A 19,639-nucleotide genomic window follows, 5' to 3' on the forward strand; every position below is an offset into this window, starting at 1 on the left:
CTGCTTCGCAACAAAGCAAAGTGCCGCTAGCGCAACGCACTGAAAATAAAATGAATTTTCCTCGCCGCCGGTTTCGGGTGGCTGGCATTGGTGATCCATGAAAGCTTGGCCGTCACGAACAGGCGAAAGGTTTAAATTATGAAAATCCTCAACGGAAAAACGGCCATTATCACAGGTGCAAGTTCCGGCATCGGCTATGAAACAGCAAAGCTCCTGGCGAGCGAAGGCGCGAATATTGTTGTGGCGGCAAGACGTCAAAACGAGCTTGATAAGCTTGTTGCGGAAATCGAAGCTGCGGGCGGCAAAGCGGTTGCTCTTGCGGGAGACGTTGCAGACGAACCCTATGCCAAGGCATTGGTGGAGCTGGCGGAGGACACATTTGGCGGGGTGGATATCGGATTTAATAATGCGGGTATCAATGGCGAGATGGGAGCGACCCCCGACATTACATTGAAAGGCTGGCAAGACACGCTGAACGTTAATCTCACAGGCGCCTTTCTGGGTGCGAAATACCAAATTCCGGCGATGCAGAAACGTGGGGCTGGTTCGCTGATTTTTACGTCGACCTTTGTCGGTTACACCGTGGGATTTCCCGGAACGGCTGCTTATGGCGCAAGCAAGGCGGGCGTCATTGGCTTGATGAAATCGCTGGCTGCTGAACTTGGACCGCAAGGTATTCGCGTCAATGCGATTCTGCCCGGCGGCACAGAAACAACAATGGCGGAAGCTTGGGTGGATACGCCGGAAAAACTCTCCTTTGTGGAAGGGCTGCATGCGCTTAAGCGAAGGGCAATGCCAGCGGAGATCGCTCGCTCTGTGCTTTATCTCGCTTCTGATGCGTCCAGTTTTACAACAGGCTCGGCCATGCTTGTTGATGGCGGCGTATCGATCAACCGCACGTAAAAACGAAAACGCGCGCTTTAAAGCGCGCGTTTTCACGGCGTCCGAAAATGACCGTTTTAAACGAACTGGCTAAGACCCGGAATTGAATTGACGACCTCGTCGACCGGGCCGCTTCCAGCCTTTTCACGTGCAAACGCAATGGTTTCCTTGGAAATGCCGCTGATTTCGCCCATGCCGAGACCGATGCCCATCAGCTTCGACCCAAGGCCCATAACGCCGGGCATAAGGCCGGAAAGTAACCCGCCGCTACCCTTGGCTTCAGCAATTGCCTCTTCGCTGCCGGGTACGCCAGCAATCAGCAGATCAACCTTATCGGCAGGGGCTTCCTTCTGCAAAAACGCCAGAATGAGGCCGACCGCCTTGCGCGCGGTTTCAGGGTCGGTGCCGACATTGGCGGTAATACGAGCGATAAGTTCATCCATAAGTGCAATCTCCCAACTGGCTTGAATTACGTTTACGTAATATGCGTGAAATTCATATCACACAAGTGTTCGTTTTCATCTGGCGCATGTTTTCAACCCTCCACAACTAAAATGCAATTGCAGGTGAAGATTTTCTTGCAGCGCCTGTTTTCCCGTAATCGCATCGGCATTGAAGGGGACGCTCACCATTTTGTGCTTTTCTGTAACATCGACGTTCTGCCATTGTCGCACGGGATTTGGCTGTTTATACCATGGGTCAAGTGACGACAGTGACGAGGACAGAACGACATGGCCGCAGACAGTATTTTCCTTGGTGCAAGCCGCAAGCCGGATGACAGCTATAATCAGGCCGAGTCGTTATTGCTCAAATTCGGCAATCGCCATGGTCTGATCACGGGCGCAACCGGCACTGGTAAGACCGTCACGCTGCAAGTTTTAGCTGAAGGCTTCTCCGCAGCCGGAGTGCCGGTTTTCTGCTCGGACATCAAAGGCGATCTGTCGGGGATCGCAGCCAAAGGCGAGGAGAAGGATTTTCTCGTCAAACGCGCAGCTGACGTAAAACTCGATCCTTACACAATGGCTTCGTCGCCGGTTATCTTCTGGGATATTTTCGGCGAGCAGGGGCATCCGATCCGCGCGACTATTTCTGAAATGGGTCCGCTTCTTCTCTCGCGCCTGATGAATCTGACGGAAGCGCAGGAAGGCGTTTTGAATATCGCGTTCAAGATCGCCGACGAAGAGGGGCTTCTGCTTCTCGACATGAAGGACCTGCAATCGCTGCTGGTTAATATTGCGGAGCGGGCTGAAGAAATCTCGGCACGCTACGGCAATGTGACCAAGCCTTCGGTTGGAGCGATCCAGCGTTCGCTACTGGTGCTCGAACAGCAGGGCGGCACGAAGTTCTTCGGAGAACCCGCACTGAAAATCACCGATATTATGCGTACCGGAACCGATGGGCGGGGGCAGGTCAGCATTCTTGCAGCTGACAAGCTCATGATGAATCCGCGCCTTTACTCGACGTTCCTGCTTTGGCTGCTCTCGGAGCTTTTTGAAGAATTGCCGGAAATCGGCGATCCGGAAAAGCCGCGCCTGGTCTTCTTCTTCGATGAGGCCCACCTTCTTTTTAATGAAGCGCCCAAAGCTCTGCTCACACGCGTTGAGCAGGTTGTGCGGCTGATCCGCTCAAAAGGTGTCGGCGTATTCTTCATCTCGCAGAACCCGCTGGATGTGCCTGAAACGGTGCTGGCACAGCTTGGTAACCGCGTGCAGCATGCTTTGCGCGCCTATACGCCGCGCGAGCAGAATGCCGTAAAGACAGCTGCCGATACATTCCGCGCCAATCCGGACTTCAACACATTCGAAGCAATCACCAATCTCGGCACGGGCGAAGCCCTGGTTTCCACGCTGGCTGAAAAGGGCGTGCCTTCCATGGTCCAGCGGACATTGATCCGCCCGCCATCGGGGCGCATCGGTCCGTTGAATATTGATGAGCGTCAGAAACTCATCAATGCCAGCCCAGTTGCCGGTATCTATGATGAAATGGTCGACCGCGAATCCGCCTATGAGCTTTTGCAGAAGAAGGCAGTGCAGACGAAAACCGAAGAAGAGGCGCAAACGCAGCAGGCAGAGGCTGATAGTACAGGCGGCTGGAAGCTTCCCGATTTTCTCGGCGGTGAAACCAAGACCGGTCCGCGCGGTGGCCAGATCCGTGGTCGCCAAACTGTAGCGGAAGCCGCGATGAAATCCGTTGTCCGCTCCGTCGGCTCCTCGCTCGGACGCGCGCTGGTCCGAGGGATTTTGGGAAGCCTCAGCAAACGCTAGTTTCAACGCCTTCGGAATTCCGAACACGCGCAAAGATGGTGAGTGGCGATTGCGCCCCTCCCGCGAACCCCTCCTGGGCCTGTGATGATGCTCGATTGCAGTAGTGCAGTTTTTTAACTGCTGAACACCGAGGCAGGACCTTAGCGTAACAGTACTGTCATCAGCATCCAAAAGGCCGATGGATTGCTCCATCAGCCTTTGTTTGAGCGGCATAAGCTTAAATAACGAGAATCGGCGTCTTGTTTGGAACGCGATCATAAAGATCGATGATATCCTGGTTGATGAAGCGCACGCAGCCTGACGAAACCGCCTTGCCGATTGTCCACCATTCCGGTGATCCATGCAGGCGGTAGAGCGTGTCCACGCCGTTCTGGAAAATATAAAGCGCGCGCGCGCCCAGTGGATTGTTCAGACCCGGCGCCATGCCACCATTTGCAGAGCTATATTGAGCCAATTCCGGTTGGCGGGCAATCATCTCATCCGGTGGAGTCCATTTGGGCCAATGGCGCTTCCACTGAACAATGGCGCGGCCTGACCATGCAAAACCCTCACGACCAAGACCAACGCCGTAACGGATGGCCTCGCCATTTTCGCGCACCAGATAAAGAAATTTTGTGTTTGTATCGACGACGATGGTTCCCGGCTGTTCGCCCGTGGGATCGCGCACGATCTGGCGCAGATAACGCGGGTCCATCTTTTTTACCGGTATGGCCGGTAGCTGGAAGCCGCCATCTTCGCGTGCTGAATACATGGCCTCATAGGAGCCCAAAGCCGGATCAACGTCAGTTCCGGGTCTTAGCGGATTGCCATAATCATCGACCTTGATGACCGGCATATCACCGCGGATCTGTGCACATCCTGCGAGGCCGGCTGCTGCAGTTGCAGTCATTGCCGTGAGGAAGCCGCGACGTGTAAGTGTGTTTTGCATCATTAAACCAGGTTGGTGGCGGGAAAGTTCAGCACGCAGTCACTATTGGTAACATGCTCTAAACGCACAAAGAATATGGCGATGAACCGTTAGCAATAGGGCATAAACAAGGCAAGCTCACAACTGTTGCGCGCGGGCAACAGAAACGCGGTGCATCCGCTGCTTTCTAAACCTGTCTGATGATAAACACTTCGTGAGGAAAGGTGACTGCATTAATATTGTGCGTGGTTCGCGAACCACGCATCACATCAATGCAGTCCGTTTATTGGTGGGGCAGTCGATTACGGCTATTGACCTCAGCGCTAAATGGCTTTTCGTTGCTTCAACACAATCAGCATGAACGGAATCAGCATCATGGCAGTTAATTCAGCAGCGCAAACCGCAACCTGGACCTATGTCGACGGGGATTGGTATGAGGGAAACGTGCCGCTGATTGGTCCGCGCACCCATGCCATGTGGCTGGCTTCTACCGTGTTTGATGGCGCGCGCTGGTTTGAGGGCGTGGCGCCCGATCTCGATCTGCACTGCGCCCGCGTCAACACTTCAGCCATTGCCATGGGGCTGAAGCCGACGATGAGTGCCGACGAAATCGTCGGATTGACCCATGATGGCCTGAAAAAATTCGATGGCAAGACAGCGGTCTACATCCGGCCCATGTATTGGGGCGAACATGGCGGCTATATGGGCGTACCGGCCGATCCTGAGTCCACCCGCTTTTGCCTGAGCATTTACGAAGCGCCCATGCTTGAACCGACCGGCTTCTCGCTAAGCGTTTCGCCCTTCCGCCGCCCCACATTTGAAACCATGCCGACCAATGCCAAGGCCGGTTGCCTTTATCCGAACAATGGCCGGGCCATTTTGGAAGCGCGTTCGCGCGGTTTTGACAATGCGCTGGTTCTCGACATGCTGGGCAATGTGGCTGAAACGGCCAGCTCCAATATATTCATGGTCAAGGACGGGCATATTTTCACCCCGGCACCAAACGGCACGTTCCTTTCAGGCATTACCCGTTCGCGTATTATCGATGTTCTGGCTGACTATGGTTTCCGTACCACGCAGACGACGTTGACGGTTCAGGATTTCCTTCAGGCGGACGAGATTTTCTCCACGGGGAACCATTCGAAGGTTGTGCCCGTTATCAAAATTGAGGACCGTGAGCTGCAAGTCGGTCCGATAGCCCGCAAGGCGAGAGAGCTTTATTGGGAGTTCGCCCATGCCGGGCCGAAAATTTGACCCGATAATGCGTTCAAGCCGAAATATTGATCCGTTTCGCATTGCTCCCGAACAAATACGGACCTATGTAACCAAGGCAGGTTTTGTCAGGATAGGTCATCACCCGAACGGGCAGCCTATCCCGTCACAGATATAGATCGAAGAGGAGACTTCCATGGCTTTCGAATTGCCCGCACTGCCGTATGATTATGACGCGCTCGCACCCTTTATGTCCCGCGAAACGCTCGAATATCACCATGACAAGCACCACAAGGCTTATGTCGATAACGGCAACAAACTGGCTGCCGAAGCCGGTCTTGAGGGCCTTTCCCTTGAGGAAATCGTCAAGCAATCCTATGGAAAGAACGCTGGCCTGTTCAACAATGCCGGTCAGCATTACAACCATCTGCATTTCTGGAACTGGCTGAAGAAAGACGGCGGCGGCAAGAAGCTTCCCGGCGCTCTGGAAAAGGCTTTTGAATCCGACCTCGGCGGCTATGACAAGTTCCGCACGGATTTCATCGCAGCTGGCACAACACAGTTCGGCTCGGGTTGGGCATGGGTTTCAGTCAAAGACGGCAAGCTCGAAATTTCCAAGACACCAAACGGCGAAAACCCGCTGGTTCACGGCGCAACGCCAATTCTAGGCGTCGATGTGTGGGAACATTCCTATTACATCGATTATCGCAATGCCCGTCCAAAATATCTGGAAGCCTTTGTCGATAGCCTGATCAATTGGGACTATGTTGCCGAGCTTTACGAAAAAGCCAAATAAACCAGTTTCATAAACGGTCTGAAACGGCTCCGTTTATCGGGGCCGTTTTATTTTGAGCTGTCTGTTTTGGTTTGGCGAACCGCAACGGCAATTCAGCGCAAGCCTGAAATTACCAAATATCATCTTCCGGATTCAGCGTAACCGAAGACCTTGCTTCGCCCGGTGTTCGGGAGAATCTGGGGACCGGTGCAGATTGCTGCTGGCCATCCATTTGAATATAGGTCTTGCGCGCCTGCATATGCGGGTGATGCGGTGCCTCGCTTAACGTCAACACCGGTGCGAAACAGGCATCCGTGGATTCGAGCAATGTGCACCATTCTGCCTGCGTTCGCATGGCAAAGATTCGGGTAAATTCCGCTTCAAGTTCGGGCCAGTTTTCATAGGCGTTCTGCAATGCCAGCCACCGTGTATCCATGCCCAGCTTTTCCAATAATTCGGCAAAGAATTTCGGCTCTAACGCCCCAACAGCAATGTGGCGTCCATCAGAACAGGCATAGCTGCGGTAATAGGGCGCCGCTCCGTTGAGGAGATTTCTGTCACGCTCCATGGAAAGGCTTGCCGTCGCTGCAAGCCCGGTAAAAAGGCTCATCAGGGACGAGACGCCATCTATAATCGCGGCATCGATAACCTGTCCTCTGCCTGAACTTTGCCGCTCGATCAGTGCAGCAAGAACACCGAAGGCCAGAAGCATCGACCCGCCGCCATAATCGCCAACCAGATTGAGTGGCGGCAGAGGAGGGCCGCTCGTGCCCATCGAAGCAAGCGCCCCCGCAAGAGCGATATAATTGATGTCGTGTCCGGCGGTCTGAGCGAGCGGGCCAGTCTGTCCCCAGCCCGTGATGCGGCCATAAACCAGACGGGGGTTGAGAGCTCGCAAAATATCTGGTCCAAGGCCAAGCCGTTCCATCACGCCGGGCCTATAACCCTCAATAAGCACATCCGCTTTTGCCGCTAGTTCGAGACACCGAGTGCGCCCCGAATCAGCACGTATATCCAATTGCAGAATGCGGCGTCCACGATCTTGAACGGGATTGGGCCAGCCATTGCCTCCCAACCGCTCAATTCTCACAACATCTGCACCAAGATCTGCCAGAAGCATGGCGCAATGCGGAGCAGGGCCAAGCCCTATAAATTCCAGTACCTTAATGCCTGCAAGCGGACCTTGCCGTGGGGGCATATTTTCCATGAGTAGCCAGCCTCGGACGCGATTATTCGAGGCAGGTTGGCATTTTTAATGCCCAGTGGCCAGCGAGTCATCCGGCAAAAATTTTACGCCTTCGCCTTGCCATATTGGTTGTTCATCTGTCGTTCAGAGGATTAGACTTAAGTCTAATACCTTAGGGACTTTTAACACGCTGGATGCCCTCATTCTGAGAGGTGTTCACTGGAGGAACAATGAGAAAGCTGATTTCAGCAATTTGTGCTGTTTTGATATCGGTTGGTACTCTGGGAACTGCGGGATCGGCCAGCGCCGCACCTGCAACGGTGCAAAGATCGATTGAAGCGACTGGAACCGGTGCTGACACGCTGGTTCAGAAGGTTGATCACCGCAGGTGGCATCGTCGCGATCGTTACGAACGCCGTTGGGATCGCCGCGATCGCTGGGAGCGCCGCCATCATCGCCGTTGGGACCGCCCGCATTATCGTCGATATGATCGGCCGTACTACCGCAGTTGGGACCGGCCACATTATCGCCGTTGGGACCGTCGATATGATCGCCCGCGCCACTATCGTCCGCATTATTACCGGACAGGCAACGCGCAGATCATCTTCGATCTGTAACCAGGCTCGCTGCGGCAACATGAAAAAAGCCCCTTCATCACAAGATGGAGGGGCTTTTTTGTGTGACCTGCTTTTCGAAGGCAATTTCAGGCAGCCGGTTGAATGGTTGTGGGCGTGGCCGCTCCTTGAAAAAGCCATCAAATCCATAAGAGGTGGGCCCATTGTAAAGATCTGGGGAATTCAACTGCATGGGCAATATAATCCTCTTCGGCGGCGAAAATCGTGAGCGCCTCGTTTCAGTTGCAAGTACGCAAGCCATCGCCGCTACGCTTCCGGAAGCGGACCTCTGGTTCTGGGGCAGCGACGGGATTATCCGAAGCTGCGAGCGGGACCATCTTATGGGGCATTCGCGCCCCTTTGAGGTCGATTTGCCAGCCATTGGCGAAGTTATTGGATCCATTGAAGACGCGATTGATCGCGCCGCTCAGGAGCATCGCGTGCTTATCCTTGGTTTGCACGGTGGCATGGCAGAAAATGGGGAATTCGCCGCTCTTTGTGAGACACGCGGCGCCAGATTTACCGGTTGCGGGTCCAAGGCCAGTCGACTGGCATTTGACAAGGTTGCCAGTAAGGAAGCTGTTGCCGTGCTTGGCATTGCAACTCCGCCAACCCTCTCGCTCGCATCTGCTGCCAACGATCTTGGCACTTATGGAAAGCTCGTAGCAAAGCCGGTAGCAGACGGATCGAGCTATGGCCTTTTGTTTGTGAACAACCCAGAAGACATTCATGAGCTCGAACAGGTGATGCAGAAAGAAGCCTACTTGATAGAGCCATTCATTGAGGGGGTAAACGCCACCTGCGGTATCCTGGAGCATGAGGGAGAACTGATCGCGCTGCCGCCGGTTGAAATCCGGCCCGCCGATGGCGTATTTGATTACGCAGCAAAATATCTATCGTCTCAGACAAATGAGCTTTGCCCTTCCACCTTTGACGAGAAGACCAATACATCGCTGCAAACATTGGCCTTAAAAGCGCACTCAGCCATTGGAGCGCGCGGCTATTCGAGAAGCGACTTCATCATCGCTGCCGACGGTCCGATCTTCCTTGAGATCAATACTCTGCCCGGCCTAACGAACGCCTCGCTCTTTCCTAAAGCTCTGGCGGCGCAAGGTATCAGCTTCAAAGAGTTTCTTCACGGACAAATCGAGATTGCCACTTCGGCCAGCGCATAAATGGGTTTTTACTGAAACCGCCAGCAAACGAAAATGTGATTGCGCTGTGCCCGTGCAATTCGAAAACTTTTGACTAGAGTGATCCCAAGCCCTTGAAGCCAAGTTCTTATTAGCCACAAGAGTAGGACTCTATTCGATGAAAAGACTGATTGCTTTGTCTGCCGCGCCATTGCTGGCACTTGCAGTTTTTGCCACCACGGCAAGCGCCGATCCCATAGCCGACAGGCAAGCACTCATGAAGGATCAGGGAAAGGCAGTCGGAAGCATCGCTCCCATCGCCAAGGGAGAAAAACCCTTTGATGCCGCCACCGTCATGACAGCTTTGAAAAAGATCAATGATGATGCGCAGAAGCTTGATCCTGCCACCCTTTTCCCTGCAGGCAGTGATACGGGCGATACAACGGCTTCGCCGAAAATCTGGGAAGATAATGCGGCCTTTGTTGCTGCTATCGACAAATATAAAGCCGATGTGGCTGCCGCCGTTGCCGCTGATCCGAAAGACCTTGAAAGCTTCAAGACTGCATTCAATCAGGTGACGCAGAATTGCGGCACTTGTCATCAGGCTTTCCGCATAAAAAAGAACTGATTTTCCGGTGATGCGCCGGATTTTCAAATTCCTACTCAGCCTCCTGATCCTTGGCGGCGCAGGTTTTTGGTTGCTGTCTGCGCCAACTCGACTTGATGAGACAAAGCTGGCAGCCACCACGCCGGGCGATGCAACACGTGGACAGAGCGTATTCTGGCAAGGCGGCTGCGCTTCCTGCCACGCCGCTCCGGGCGCGACTGGTGATGCCAGACTGGTTTTAAGTGGCGGCGAGGAATTGGTCACGCCCTTTGGCACCTTTGTGACGCCGAATATTTCGCCTGCCAATCAGGGAATTGCAGGCTGGTCGTTGTCTGATTTTGCCAATGCGATGACCCATGGTGTCTCACCGGACGGAAGACACTATTATCCTGCCTTTCCCTATACATCCTATGCTCGCATGCAATTGCAGGACATTGCCGATCTTTATGCCTTCATGAAGACTTTGCCGCCCTCGGAAAATGTTGCAGGCCCGCATAAGCTGAGCTTCCCTTTTACCGTGCGGCGCGGCATTGGCCTGTGGAAGCGGCTTTATCTGTCCGATCAGCCGGTGCTGACGATTGCCAATGCAACTGATGCGATCAAGCGCGGCCAATATCTGGTCGAAGGCCCTGGCCATTGCGGCGAATGCCATACACCGCGCAACGCCATTGGCGGACCAGATAAGACATTGTGGCTTGCGGGTGCCAAGGCGGCGGAAGGCAAGGGTGTCGTGCCTAATATTACCGGCGGCGAGGGCGGTATTGATTCCTGGTCGGCGCAGGATATCGCCTATTCGCTCGAAAGTGGATTCACGCCTGATTTTGATTCGCTGGGTGGATCTATGGCCGATGTGGTGCAGAACATGTCCCATCTGCAACCGTCTGACCGGGATGCGATTGCCGCCTATCTGAAAGCTATTCCGGCCCATGCGAATGGCTATCCCGCCGCGCAGTGATTTGCCGGCGACATAAGATTTACTTATGCCAGGCCTTGGAATTCGTTGCTTGCAGCGTGCCTAATTGTGTCATCCATTGGCGGCTTCTACAGTGATAGGAGCGGCAGCCAGAGCAATGTTTTACAAATCAGCGCGTAATTACTGCCTTGTTTTACTTATGCTCAGCGGTCTTAGCTCTGCAGCGTTGGCGCAGGGTACCGTATTTTCCGAACGTCCAGGCTTGGCCGGACCGGAGGAGATGCCCAAACAAAATGCATCGTGCGAAGGCCTGGCGGCAATAATTGCCGGGCTTGAAACACCTGAAGGCAATCGCATCGATCTATGGGCTTCGGGGCCTCTCACCTATATTCATAGCGATGAAGCGCTTTGGTATCTGGCGATATGTCCGCAATCGGGCGTGCAGGTGATGTGCATCACCTATTCAGGTAACGGGATGAAACTTGGAGATAATATTCTCATTCGCGGCGGCATGAGAATATTGGATAAAACCCATATCGTCCTCGATCCGTGCCTTGCCTCACGCGAAGAATAATAAGTCGCGGCGACATTTGGCTGGGATGATTATCGCCGCTTGCAACCAATGAGCACGGAATTTCCATCGGTATATTTGCTGCGCATCGTGTAGAGCCAGCCCTGGCATTCCTCCATGGATCCAAAGCAGCGTTGGAAAGATACCGTTGTCTGGTCATCACCAAAGGAAATCATCGGATTATCTGTGGTCCCGCTATAACGGCCAAAGACTATACCCGAGCCAATCGGCGGCGCGTTGCAGCGTTCACCGGCATATTCGCTGACATTCTTGCGAATGGCAGCTTGTGCTGGCGTGATGCCTGCGGACAAAAGTGCAGGCTGAATGGCGACGGCCATTCCAAACATCAAAATCTGAGTCATGCGCTTCATTCTAATTCCTCCTATGCGAAACCAGTCGATCCCGCTGCGGGCAGGGTTCAACTATATGCCATTCATGGCGAGACTACAGCCAATTCATTTATGCCTGCATCTTATTCAATTAGTATTGACTAATGAATTAGTATACGCTAATTCTTTGGCATGATAGAAGCAGATCCTATAAACGCCGTCATGCGCGCATTGGCCGATCCCACAAGGCGGGCCGTATTTGAACAGGTTATCGAGAACCAGGAAATTACTGTTGTCGAGCTCACGCGCGGCAGCGGCGTGACGCAAGGCGCTATTTCGCAACATCTCAAGACACTCAAGCAGGCCGGTCTGGTTGCTGAGCGTCCCGAAGGTCGAAAAGTTTACTACCGCGCTCAGCCGGAAGGGCTTGAGCCACTCGTCAACTGGATGGACCATTATGGTGTCTTCTGGCGCGAGCGTTTTGCCAATCTTAGAACATTGCTGAAGGAAATCGATCCATGAACGAAGCAGCATTAAAGCCTGATACGCAAGAAATAGTGGTGGACGAGATTTTTCCGCATTCGCCGGAAACAATCTGGAAAACATTGACCACTGCGAGTTTGATGGGACGCTGGTTGATGATTCCGTCCGGGTTCGAGCCCGTGGAAGGCAAACACTTCACCTACAAAACCACGCCAGCGGGCGCTTGGGATGGCATCATCCACTGCGAAGTGCTTGAGGTAAAGCCGTATGAGCGCTTTTCTTATGCCTGGAAAGGCGGGCATAGCAGTAATTCCGGATATGGCTCACAGCTCGACACCGTGGTCACATTCATGCTGTCCAAGGGTGAAAGCGGCACGCGCCTGCGTCTCATCCATTCCGGCTTCGTCCTGCCGAAAAACGACAGCGCGTTCAAGAGCATGAGCGAAGGTTGGAAGAAAGTGGTCGAGAGTATCGGCAGCATTGTCGACGGGAAGGACTGACGCAACCGCGTCGTCATCGATCTAGTGCTTATTGGGAGAGAGTTATGAGCAAACCTTACACAGGCGGATGCGCCTGCGGCGAAATTCGCTATGAAATAAGCAGCGCACCCATCTTCGAAAACCACTGCCAATGCCATGATTGCCAGAAACGAAGTGGAACCGGGCATGGCTCTTACCTGACTTTCGTCAATAGAGCCGCTATGAAAATCACCGGCAAAGCGAGCACATGGAATGTCGCAGGCGATAGCGGGATCGAAAAGATTCACGCCTTCTGTCCGACCTGCGGAACGCTTGTCTACTTGAACTCGGTAGCAACGCCGGACATGGTCGCTGTCCCCGCGACCAGCCTTGACGATCCAAGTCGGTTCAATCCGCAGGTGGTCACTTACGCCATCCGCGGCCTTGCGTGGGACACGATCGATCCTTCGCTAACGAAATTCGAACGGATGCCGCCCATGTGAAGGCAGCCGGTATCGGCAAGGCTTCACATGTGGCGTATCCAGGTTTGCCTTTGGTCTTAAGCTTCGACCTTACCAACCAATTTCAAGGCAAAGGCCTGCGTATAGGCAACTTCCTCCAACCTTGAAAAACGCCCGGAAGCGCCTGCATGCCCGGCATCCATATTGATACGGAAAAGCACCGGATTATCGTCGGTCTTTAGCTCGCGTAGCTTGGCAACCCATTTTGCTGGCTCCCAGTAGGTGACACGCGGATCTGTCAGGCCTGCCACGGCAAGGATCGGCGGGTAAGCCTGTGCCGTGACATTATCGTAAGGCGAATAGGATGCCATATAGGAGTAGTCGGTTGCCGAGGTAATCGGATTGCCCCATTCCGTCCATTCTGGCGGGGTGAGGGGCAGGGTGTCATCAAGCATTGTATTGATCACATCAACAAAGGGTACTTCGGCGATGATGCCGCCAAAGTTCTGTGGTGCCATGTTGACAATGGCACCCATCAGCATGCCGCCTGCAGAACCACCTTGCGCTATGATCCGGTCATGACTGGTGAAGCCTTCCGCAACAAGATGTTCGGAGGCAGCGATAAAGTCCTTGAACGTATTCAGCTTATTGAGGCGCTTGCCGTTTTCATACCAATCATAGCCCTTATCCTTGCCGCCGCGAATATGGGCAATGGCGTAGATGAAACCACGATCTGCCAGTGACAGGCAGTTGGTATTGAAGCTGGCCGGAATGCTGTGGCCATAAGAACCATAGCCGTAAAGCAGCGCAGGGGCGGAGCCATCCAGCTTGGTGTTCTTGTGATAAACGATGGAAACCGGAACAGTTTCGCCATCATGAGCGGGCGCGAGAAGGCGGCGGGTTACATAGTCGTCCGGATTGTGGCCGGATGGCACTTCCTGCGTTTTAAGCAATGAACGCTCGCGTGTCCGCATATTATAGTCGTAAAGCTGCGTCGGCGTCGTCATCGACGAATAGGAAAAGCGGATCACCTCGGTGTCATATTCGGGGCTGCCGGAAAGGCCGAGCGAAAAGGCTTCTTCATCGAATGCAATGGCATGTTCTTCACCGGTCTGGCGGTCACGAATAACAATTCGAGGCAAACTATTTTCGCGCTCAAGCCAAACCAGGTGATTCTTGTAGGCTGAGTGTCCAAGCAGCAGACGTCCCGCCTTGTGGGCAACGACTTCTTTCCAATTGGCTTTTTCCGGCGTTGCCACCGGAACGCTCATGATTTTGAAATCCTTGGCGCCATCAGCATTTGTGAGGATGTAGAAAACGTCGCCGCCTTCGGTCAGGCTATACTCAACGCCGGGTTGACGTTCCGCGACAAGCTTTGGCTCAGCGGAAGCATCATTTGCCGGAATCAGCCAAACTTCAGAGGTCTCGTGATCGTGAATATCAATGAAGATAAAATCATCAAGGGAACTGCCCCCAACACCCAGAAAGAAACCCGGGTCCTTTTCCTCATGAATCAGGCGGTCTTGGCTCTCCGACGTTCCAAGCTTGTGAAAGAACAGGCGGGAAGGGCGATGATTGGCATCAACGCGCGTATAGTAGAAGCCGTCCGATTGCGCGTTCCAGACGCCGCTGCCTGACGTATCGCTGACAGTTTCGGCATTATCCTGCATTGTCTCGAGATCGCGCACTTTCAGCGTATAATATTCAGAGCCCTTGTCGTCGACGCCCCAGATCAGCTTGGTGTGGTCGGGCGAATGATCGGCAGAGCCAAGGCTGAAATAGGCTTTGTCCTGCGCTTCGATATCACCGTCGAGCAGCATTGTCTGCTCGCCGCCATCGCGTGGTGTGCGGAAAAAGCGTGGATGCTGGCCGCCGGTCTTGAACGAGGTTCCATAGGCATAGGGACCGTCCTTGGAGGGCACAGACGAATCATCCTCCTTGATGCGGCCTTTCATTTCTTCAAACAGCTTGGCCTGCAATGGCTTGGTATCGGCCATAAGCGCCGATTGATAGGCATTTTCCGCCTCTAAATGGCTGCGGATTTCCGGTTCCAGCGTCGATGGATCACGGAAGACGTCCTGCCAGTTTTCCGCACGCATCCAAGCGTAATCATCCACACGGGTAATGCCATGACGGGTATCAGAAACAGGCTTCTTTTCGGATTTTGGAACGGGATGAGCGGAAAAGCGTGGCGAATTCGTCATGGAGAACTTTCAAAGGTTGGCGATAAGGTCCATCTCGCAGCCCGGCACGATTTTCCGGGCTGCAACGCAGATTTCATATAAGCCGGTATCGCGTCAATGCGGCTTTAGTTGATAGTTGGACAGATTAAATGGAAGCGTTCGGCCCAGTGGTTCGCACTAGGCCTGGTCAAAGACCAAGGCATTGCCATTCATGCAGTAACGCAGGCCCGTGGGAGCGGGTCCGTCCGGAAAAACATGACCAAGATGGGCATCGCAATCAGAGCATTTAATCTCCGTGCGGAGCATGCCATAGGACCGGTCCTCCACAGCAATCACTGCGTCAGGTTCGATTGGATTTGTAAAACTTGGCCAACCTGTACCGGACTCATACTTTGCTTCTGACTTGTAAAGCGGGCGATCACAGCAAACGCACTTATAAACACCTTTGAGTTTACTATCGAAGTTCGGACTGGAGAATGCGCGCTCCGTTCCATGGTTTCGCGTAATTTGATACTGTTCCGGTGTTAACTGCTCACGCCATTCTGCATCAGTTTTTACCACTTTGAACGTTTTTGTATTCATTTTATGTTCCTTTCAATGCAAATGTAAGCATGAACACTGCACTCCACAACATCCGTTATTATAGAATGCTTTGCGTGAAACGTTATATTCCTCATTTTTGCCATTTTATGTATTAGTTATATAGGCAAATTCTCGAATGCGCGTCGTCGGCAGGTGCGTGCATTCGTTGAGTGGAGTTAGTATGGCTTCTTGGCGCGATTGGTGGTTAATCTCTGAATTTGATGTCGTTTGAAATATTTCTTTTGTAAATGAAGTATTGATTTGACAAATTCACCAAAATCCGAAAAAGAGGATCGCCAAAGGCGTCGGAAAACAGAGCGCCCTAGAGCTTTATATTGGTGTTTTTTAACTCCCCTCCCGATATTTCAAATTAGACGAAGGAATTGGACTTTATGACCACATTCGACAATTCAAACTCCACGGCCAGCGATGTTTTGCTTGAGCTGACGGCTGAATTGGTTGCTGCCTATGTCAGCAATAATTCTGTACCGGCCGGCGATTTGCCGACGCTCATCGCCGAGGTACATTCAGCGCTTGGTCGCGTTAACGGTGGCTCAGAGGCGGTTGTTGCTGTTCAGGAAAAACCAAAACCTGCAATCAACCCAAAGAAGTCCGTTGCAGATGACTATATTGTCTGCCTCGAAGACGGCAAGAAGTTTAAATCACTGAAGCGTCACCTGATGACTCATTATAGCCTGACGCCAGAACAGTATCGTGAGAAGTGGGATCTTGATCCTTCCTATCCGATGGTTGCGCCAAACTACGCAGCAGCTCGTTCGCGCCTTGCCAAGAATATGGGTCTTGGTCGTAAGCGCAAGAAGGCCGCTTAAGACCGATATTCGGTCGGGTGGCAAGAGTTCAACTCCTGCGGAAAGCCAATAGATCACATTTTTTGAATGGGTCTGATGGCAAGCGGATGCGGGAGGCTAGATTGCAATCCCACTATTGGAACTGACTATTTGGATTTGAAAAACGGCGCCTTGGGCGCCGTTTTTGTTAAATGGCCATTTTTGGCTTTGCCTGACCCTGCAACCTGTCCAATGCCTGTTTCAGACCAATGTGGCGATTGAGATCATAACTCCAATGCCCACTTGTTCCCTTGAGCCGTTCGCGCTCTATGAGCCGTATCAGACGCCGGCACATATGAACTCGGCTCGCCTCATCCTTTCCAGGCAATTGGTCGAGATCAATATTACAAAATATTTGCAGGGCTAAACGTTGCCGGGCCTCGCCCGCGGTAATTTCCTTGGCCGCCAGAAACGCGCCACGCTCTTTCTTCAACTCGCATATCGACATTGGACCACTCCTTTCAGTGTGGCCGGTATTATGATGGATTGGCAGTGATGTAGGATAAAAGACCTATTTATAATGAGTAGAAAAACAAATAATATAATTAAAACAAATGGATAATGGTTGTATTGGCAAAAACTTATCCACGTTCTTGATGGTGGGAGTATAAGAAGATATTCCTATTAAAGAGGTGGAGTAGAGTAATGGTTCCGAATTTCAACCATACGATAAGGTCAGCGGCGGATGCGCAAAAAATAGTCAAAGCCCTGCGCGCGCGTCGCGACGGGACTACGCCGATTCTGGCTGTCATTACTCGGAATGACGTCTTAGGCGAGCAACATTTCCAGATATGTGAACATGTTCTAGACGTGTTGTCCGCTCTCTTTAACATTTCAGGTTGCGATTTGCGATCAAACTCGCGGTGTGAACAAGCTGTTGCGCGCGTTCGCCAAATTGGCATGTATGTGGTGCATGTCACACTCGGCATGTCCATGACGCAGGTCGGTCGTGTCTTCGGGCGAGATCGCAGTACGGTGGCCCATGCCTGTCATCTGATTGAGGATATGCGCGAGGATACAGATTTCGACCGCATCGTTCATATGGTTGAAACAGTTATTCGGGCAGCCTTTGCTCAAAGTGGGAGGGTGCGTCGATGAACGGGCACTCCACAATCGATCAAGCCATGATTGCGCGCCTTTTACGATTTCTCGCCAAGGGTTCAGTGCAACTCGCTGAAGCGGCAGCGCCGGAAAAATTGATGCTTGAAAGCGCCGCATATGGTGTGTTGAGCGTTAAAAGAGATGTTATCGCCCATGCAGCAATGACGGGACTCGTGGTGCCCTGTAAGTCGGAGTTGAAAATTTCCGATGCAGGTAAGGCATGGCTGCTGCGGAGCGCCACCGATGTTGATGCCTTTGCCAGTCAGCATAGAAACGAGGCGTTCATAACGCTCCCGGACGAACATGGCCCAAGCAAAGTTCGCACCAATGAGGCCGAGTCGCCGCTGGCAAATCTGCGTAAACGCAAGGATGGCACGGGCCGGCCACTGATCAACGAAGCGGCGTTCAAGGCGGGAGAGCAATTGCGTCGGGATTTCACCCTTGGCAATCTGATGCCCTCGATCAGTGTTAACTGGGATGTGACTGGCAGTGGTTCGCGCTCCAATGGTGTGCTCGAAATTACAGACGCGGCCTTGGCTGCTCGCCAGCGTGTGGAGCAGGCGCTCAATGCGGTCGGACCTGAACTTGCGGGCGTCTTGGTCGATGTGTGCTGCTTTCTCAAGGGATTGGAAATAGTCGAGCGTGAGCGGCAATGGCCGGTCCGTTCAGCAAAACTGATCCTGAAAACAGCACTGGCTGTGCTAGACAGACATTACAATCCGCCAGCGCCAACGCGCCGCACTTCAAGCGTTATTCACTGGGGCACGGAAGGTTACCGTCCCTCAATAAGCTAAGGGCAATGATTTTGCTCTGACGAATTTGGCTTAATGCTGCGTTGCATCCGCCGAGCCGAGCGCTGTTTCGGCTTCCTGGCGGATGCGGGCGACCATCGAACGCAGACCGTTCGAGCGTTGCGGCGTCAGATTTTCATTAAGACCTAGCTTCCGCAAAACGGCTTCCGGATCGATAGCGAGAATTTCCGAAGCTTTTTTGCCTGAGTAAAGCGCCATCATGATAGCAACCAGACCGCGAACGATGTGTGCGTCGCTGTCGCCGACAAATTCGATAACGGGATCTGGTCCTGCTGAAAGCGTGCTTTTGAGCCAGACCTGACTGACACAGCCATTGACCTTATGCACGGCGTCGCGGGCTGATTCCGGATAGGGTTTGAGATCACGACCAAGGTCGATGACATAGCGATAGCGCTCTTCCCAATCGTCGATGAAGTCGAAATCGCCAATAATGTCGTCAATAGTCTGTGCCATGGTATTGTCCTGTTCAGGGCACATATAGTGTTCCTAACTGCGAACGTCACCGTTTTTATGCAATTCAATTCTTACTGACTGAGCCCGTATGGGCCTTGGCGTCTATTTTGCTTGTTTCTTCACGCTCGCGGGTGGCGGCGTTGATAATCTCACGTAAAGCCATTTCACGCAGTTTTGCTTTGATTGCTTCAGCATCGCTGGTATCTGGCGCATCGCCATGCGCTCTCGCAACCACCGAGTCCGGATCATCGGATTTTTTGCCGAGCTGGGCATCGAGATATTCATATCCGACTTTGGCGGCTTCACCGGCACGTACGCCAGCATTTGCGATCGCCGCCTTGCCAGTTTCACAGGCCTGGGGTTTGCGGGTACAGAAATCCGACAGATCGCTGATTGTGTCTTGCGCTGCCAGCAGGGCTTCAAGCGGGCTGGGTCCGCCCTTCTCATTGGAGAGCGAAGGCATGAATAATGACACGACTGTCATCCAGAAGCAGAACTTGATCGCAAATCTGATCAAAAAGAACATAGCCCAACCCTTTGGCGCAAAACCCACCGTCCCAAGACGACCTACGCGAAGACTGTGACACAGGCTTAGCAACATAGCGTTGAAGCCTGCGTCTCAATTTGAGCCACTATAGAAACCAAGCATTAACAACTGTTGAGGCGCAAATCGTTGATTGCACGATTCGACACGCCAATTTGTGTTTGACCGAAACTCTTCATTTACCATGCCAGTCACAATCGCTCGAAACCGGGTTTACGGCTCATTCGATCCCCCAGTTTTATCCTTTCCTTAAAGCCTCGTCTGCAAAAGTTAACGCTGACAAGAGTGCTTGAAAGAGCATTCATGAAATGACCGCTTTAT

24 protein-coding genes are annotated in these 19,639 nt (G+C 52.9%); 15 read left to right on the forward strand and 9 right to left on the reverse strand.

Going from position 1 to position 19,639, the window contains the following annotated elements:
* The first annotated feature begins 138 nt into the window (after nucleotides 1–138).
* Nucleotides 139–903, forward strand: coding sequence for an SDR family oxidoreductase (locus V9K92_RS08055; protein WP_115051977.1), 765 nt, complete (start codon nucleotides 139–141; stop codon nucleotides 901–903).
* 56 nt (nucleotides 904–959) lie between these two features.
* Here the strand turns inward: V9K92_RS08055 and V9K92_RS08060 are convergent, their stop codons facing one another.
* Nucleotides 960–1,325, reverse strand: coding sequence for a DUF2267 domain-containing protein (locus V9K92_RS08060; protein WP_115051976.1), 366 nt, complete (start codon nucleotides 1,323–1,325; stop codon nucleotides 960–962).
* 288 nt (nucleotides 1,326–1,613) lie between these two features.
* Between V9K92_RS08060 and V9K92_RS08065 the strand changes: the two genes are divergently transcribed.
* The gene (locus V9K92_RS08065; RefSeq protein WP_336440905.1) at nucleotides 1,614–3,146 is read left to right on the forward strand and encodes a helicase HerA-like C-terminal domain-containing protein; all 1,533 of its coding nucleotides are present in this window, start codon (nucleotides 1,614–1,616) and stop codon (nucleotides 3,144–3,146) included.
* Nucleotides 3,147–3,363: 217 nt separating this feature from the next.
* On the opposite strand, the gene V9K92_RS08070 is transcribed toward V9K92_RS08065, so the two are convergent.
* Nucleotides 3,364–4,074, reverse strand: a complete 711-nt coding sequence (locus V9K92_RS08070) for a L,D-transpeptidase (RefSeq protein ID WP_115052201.1) — start codon at nucleotides 4,072–4,074, stop codon at nucleotides 3,364–3,366.
* 354 nt (nucleotides 4,075–4,428) lie between these two features.
* Between V9K92_RS08070 and V9K92_RS08075 the strand changes: the two genes are divergently transcribed.
* Nucleotides 4,429–5,307, forward strand: coding sequence for a branched-chain amino acid aminotransferase (locus V9K92_RS08075; RefSeq protein WP_307283557.1), 879 nt, complete (start codon nucleotides 4,429–4,431; stop codon nucleotides 5,305–5,307).
* A 154-nt stretch (nucleotides 5,308–5,461) separates the two neighbouring features.
* Nucleotides 5,462–6,061: a superoxide dismutase gene (locus tag V9K92_RS08080; protein ID WP_115051974.1), complete on the forward strand. Its 600-nt coding sequence runs from the start codon at nucleotides 5,462–5,464 to the stop codon at nucleotides 6,059–6,061.
* 109 nt (nucleotides 6,062–6,170) lie between these two features.
* On the opposite strand, the gene V9K92_RS08085 is transcribed toward V9K92_RS08080, so the two are convergent.
* The gene (locus V9K92_RS08085; RefSeq protein ID WP_337353736.1) at nucleotides 6,171–7,247 is read right to left on the reverse strand and encodes a CaiB/BaiF CoA transferase family protein; all 1,077 of its coding nucleotides are present in this window, start codon (nucleotides 7,245–7,247) and stop codon (nucleotides 6,171–6,173) included.
* A 209-nt stretch (nucleotides 7,248–7,456) separates the two neighbouring features.
* On the opposite strand from V9K92_RS08085, the gene V9K92_RS08090 reads away from it, so the two are divergent.
* The 5 genes from V9K92_RS08090 to V9K92_RS08110 all read left to right on the forward strand — a co-directional run bounded on the left by V9K92_RS08090 (nucleotide 7,457) and on the right by V9K92_RS08110 (nucleotide 11,067).
* Entirely contained in the window at nucleotides 7,457–7,843 is a 387-nt protein-coding gene (locus V9K92_RS08090; RefSeq protein WP_115051972.1) for a hypothetical protein, read from the forward strand.
* 188 nt (nucleotides 7,844–8,031) lie between these two features.
* Nucleotides 8,032–9,015, forward strand: a complete 984-nt coding sequence (locus tag V9K92_RS08095; protein WP_307283569.1) for a D-alanine--D-alanine ligase family protein — start codon at nucleotides 8,032–8,034, stop codon at nucleotides 9,013–9,015.
* Between the two features lie 136 nt (nucleotides 9,016–9,151).
* Entirely contained in the window at nucleotides 9,152–9,601 is a 450-nt protein-coding gene (locus V9K92_RS08100; protein WP_336440908.1) for a c-type cytochrome, read from the forward strand.
* 10 nt (nucleotides 9,602–9,611) lie between these two features.
* On the forward strand, nucleotides 9,612–10,535 hold the full coding sequence (locus V9K92_RS08105) for a cytochrome c (protein WP_307283575.1): 924 nt from the start codon (nucleotides 9,612–9,614) through the stop codon (nucleotides 10,533–10,535).
* Nucleotides 10,536–10,650: 115 nt separating this feature from the next.
* Entirely contained in the window at nucleotides 10,651–11,067 is a 417-nt protein-coding gene (locus V9K92_RS08110; RefSeq protein ID WP_337353737.1) for a hypothetical protein, read from the forward strand.
* Between the two features lie 29 nt (nucleotides 11,068–11,096).
* Here the strand turns inward: V9K92_RS08110 and V9K92_RS08115 are convergent, their stop codons facing one another.
* The gene (locus tag V9K92_RS08115; RefSeq protein WP_337353738.1) at nucleotides 11,097–11,435 is read right to left on the reverse strand and encodes a metallophosphoesterase; all 339 of its coding nucleotides are present in this window, start codon (nucleotides 11,433–11,435) and stop codon (nucleotides 11,097–11,099) included.
* 150 nt (nucleotides 11,436–11,585) lie between these two features.
* Between V9K92_RS08115 and V9K92_RS08120 the strand changes: the two genes are divergently transcribed.
* The 3 genes from V9K92_RS08120 to V9K92_RS08130 are packed head-to-tail and all read left to right on the forward strand — an operon-like array spanning nucleotide 11,586 to nucleotide 12,837.
* Nucleotides 11,586–11,915 (forward strand): metalloregulator ArsR/SmtB family transcription factor, encoded by a 330-nt coding sequence (locus V9K92_RS08120; RefSeq protein ID WP_115051966.1) that lies wholly within the window; start codon nucleotides 11,586–11,588, stop codon nucleotides 11,913–11,915.
* Complete coding sequence (locus V9K92_RS08125) at nucleotides 11,912–12,376, forward strand: SRPBCC family protein (RefSeq protein ID WP_337353739.1); 465 nt, start codon at nucleotides 11,912–11,914, stop codon at nucleotides 12,374–12,376. Before V9K92_RS08120 ends, V9K92_RS08125 begins: the two co-directional genes overlap by 4 nt.
* 44 nt (nucleotides 12,377–12,420) lie before the next feature.
* Nucleotides 12,421–12,837 (forward strand): GFA family protein, encoded by a 417-nt coding sequence (locus V9K92_RS08130; RefSeq protein WP_337353740.1) that lies wholly within the window; start codon nucleotides 12,421–12,423, stop codon nucleotides 12,835–12,837.
* Between the two features lie 56 nt (nucleotides 12,838–12,893).
* Here V9K92_RS08130 and V9K92_RS08135 read toward each other — a convergent pair whose 3' ends face one another.
* Both V9K92_RS08135 and msrB read right to left on the reverse strand, forming a co-directional pair.
* Nucleotides 12,894–14,999 carry a S9 family peptidase gene (locus tag V9K92_RS08135; protein ID WP_337353741.1) on the reverse strand — a complete coding sequence of 702 codons (2,106 nt, stop codon included), beginning with the start codon at nucleotides 14,997–14,999 and terminating at the stop codon, nucleotides 12,894–12,896.
* 156 nt (nucleotides 15,000–15,155) lie between these two features.
* Nucleotides 15,156–15,560 carry a peptide-methionine (R)-S-oxide reductase MsrB gene (gene msrB, locus V9K92_RS08140; RefSeq protein WP_115051962.1) on the reverse strand — a complete coding sequence of 135 codons (405 nt, stop codon included), beginning with the start codon at nucleotides 15,558–15,560 and terminating at the stop codon, nucleotides 15,156–15,158.
* Between the two features lie 392 nt (nucleotides 15,561–15,952).
* Here msrB and V9K92_RS08145 point away from each other — a divergent pair, with 392 nt between their 5' ends.
* A complete protein-coding gene (locus V9K92_RS08145) occupies nucleotides 15,953–16,390 on the forward strand; it encodes a MucR family transcriptional regulator (RefSeq protein WP_115051961.1) in 438 nt (145 codons plus the stop codon).
* A 166-nt stretch (nucleotides 16,391–16,556) separates the two neighbouring features.
* Here V9K92_RS08145 and V9K92_RS08150 read toward each other — a convergent pair whose 3' ends face one another.
* Nucleotides 16,557–16,856, reverse strand: a complete 300-nt coding sequence (locus V9K92_RS08150) for a cytoplasmic protein (RefSeq protein WP_307283601.1) — start codon at nucleotides 16,854–16,856, stop codon at nucleotides 16,557–16,559.
* A 197-nt stretch (nucleotides 16,857–17,053) separates the two neighbouring features.
* Between V9K92_RS08150 and V9K92_RS08155 the strand changes: the two genes are divergently transcribed.
* Both V9K92_RS08155 and V9K92_RS08160 read left to right on the forward strand, forming a co-directional pair.
* Nucleotides 17,054–17,506: a helix-turn-helix domain-containing protein gene (locus tag V9K92_RS08155; protein WP_115051959.1), complete on the forward strand. Its 453-nt coding sequence runs from the start codon at nucleotides 17,054–17,056 to the stop codon at nucleotides 17,504–17,506.
* Nucleotides 17,503–18,303: a DUF6456 domain-containing protein gene (locus V9K92_RS08160; protein WP_337353742.1), complete on the forward strand. Its 801-nt coding sequence runs from the start codon at nucleotides 17,503–17,505 to the stop codon at nucleotides 18,301–18,303. The genes V9K92_RS08155 and V9K92_RS08160 overlap by 4 nt, the downstream gene beginning before the upstream one ends.
* A 30-nt stretch (nucleotides 18,304–18,333) precedes the next feature.
* Here the strand turns inward: V9K92_RS08160 and V9K92_RS08165 are convergent, their stop codons facing one another.
* Both V9K92_RS08165 and V9K92_RS08170 read right to left on the reverse strand, forming a co-directional pair.
* Entirely contained in the window at nucleotides 18,334–18,774 is a 441-nt protein-coding gene (locus tag V9K92_RS08165; RefSeq protein WP_337353743.1) for a SufE family protein, read from the reverse strand.
* A gap of 64 nt (nucleotides 18,775–18,838) precedes the next feature.
* The gene (locus V9K92_RS08170) at nucleotides 18,839–19,249 is read right to left on the reverse strand and encodes a DUF5330 domain-containing protein (RefSeq protein WP_337353744.1); all 411 of its coding nucleotides are present in this window, start codon (nucleotides 19,247–19,249) and stop codon (nucleotides 18,839–18,841) included.
* Nucleotides 19,250–19,639 lie beyond the last annotated feature (390 nt).

The sequence above is a fragment of the Phyllobacterium sp. CCNWLW109 genome (assembly GCF_037203905.1).
GTDB lineage: Bacteria > Pseudomonadota > Alphaproteobacteria > Rhizobiales > Rhizobiaceae > Phyllobacterium > Phyllobacterium ifriqiyense.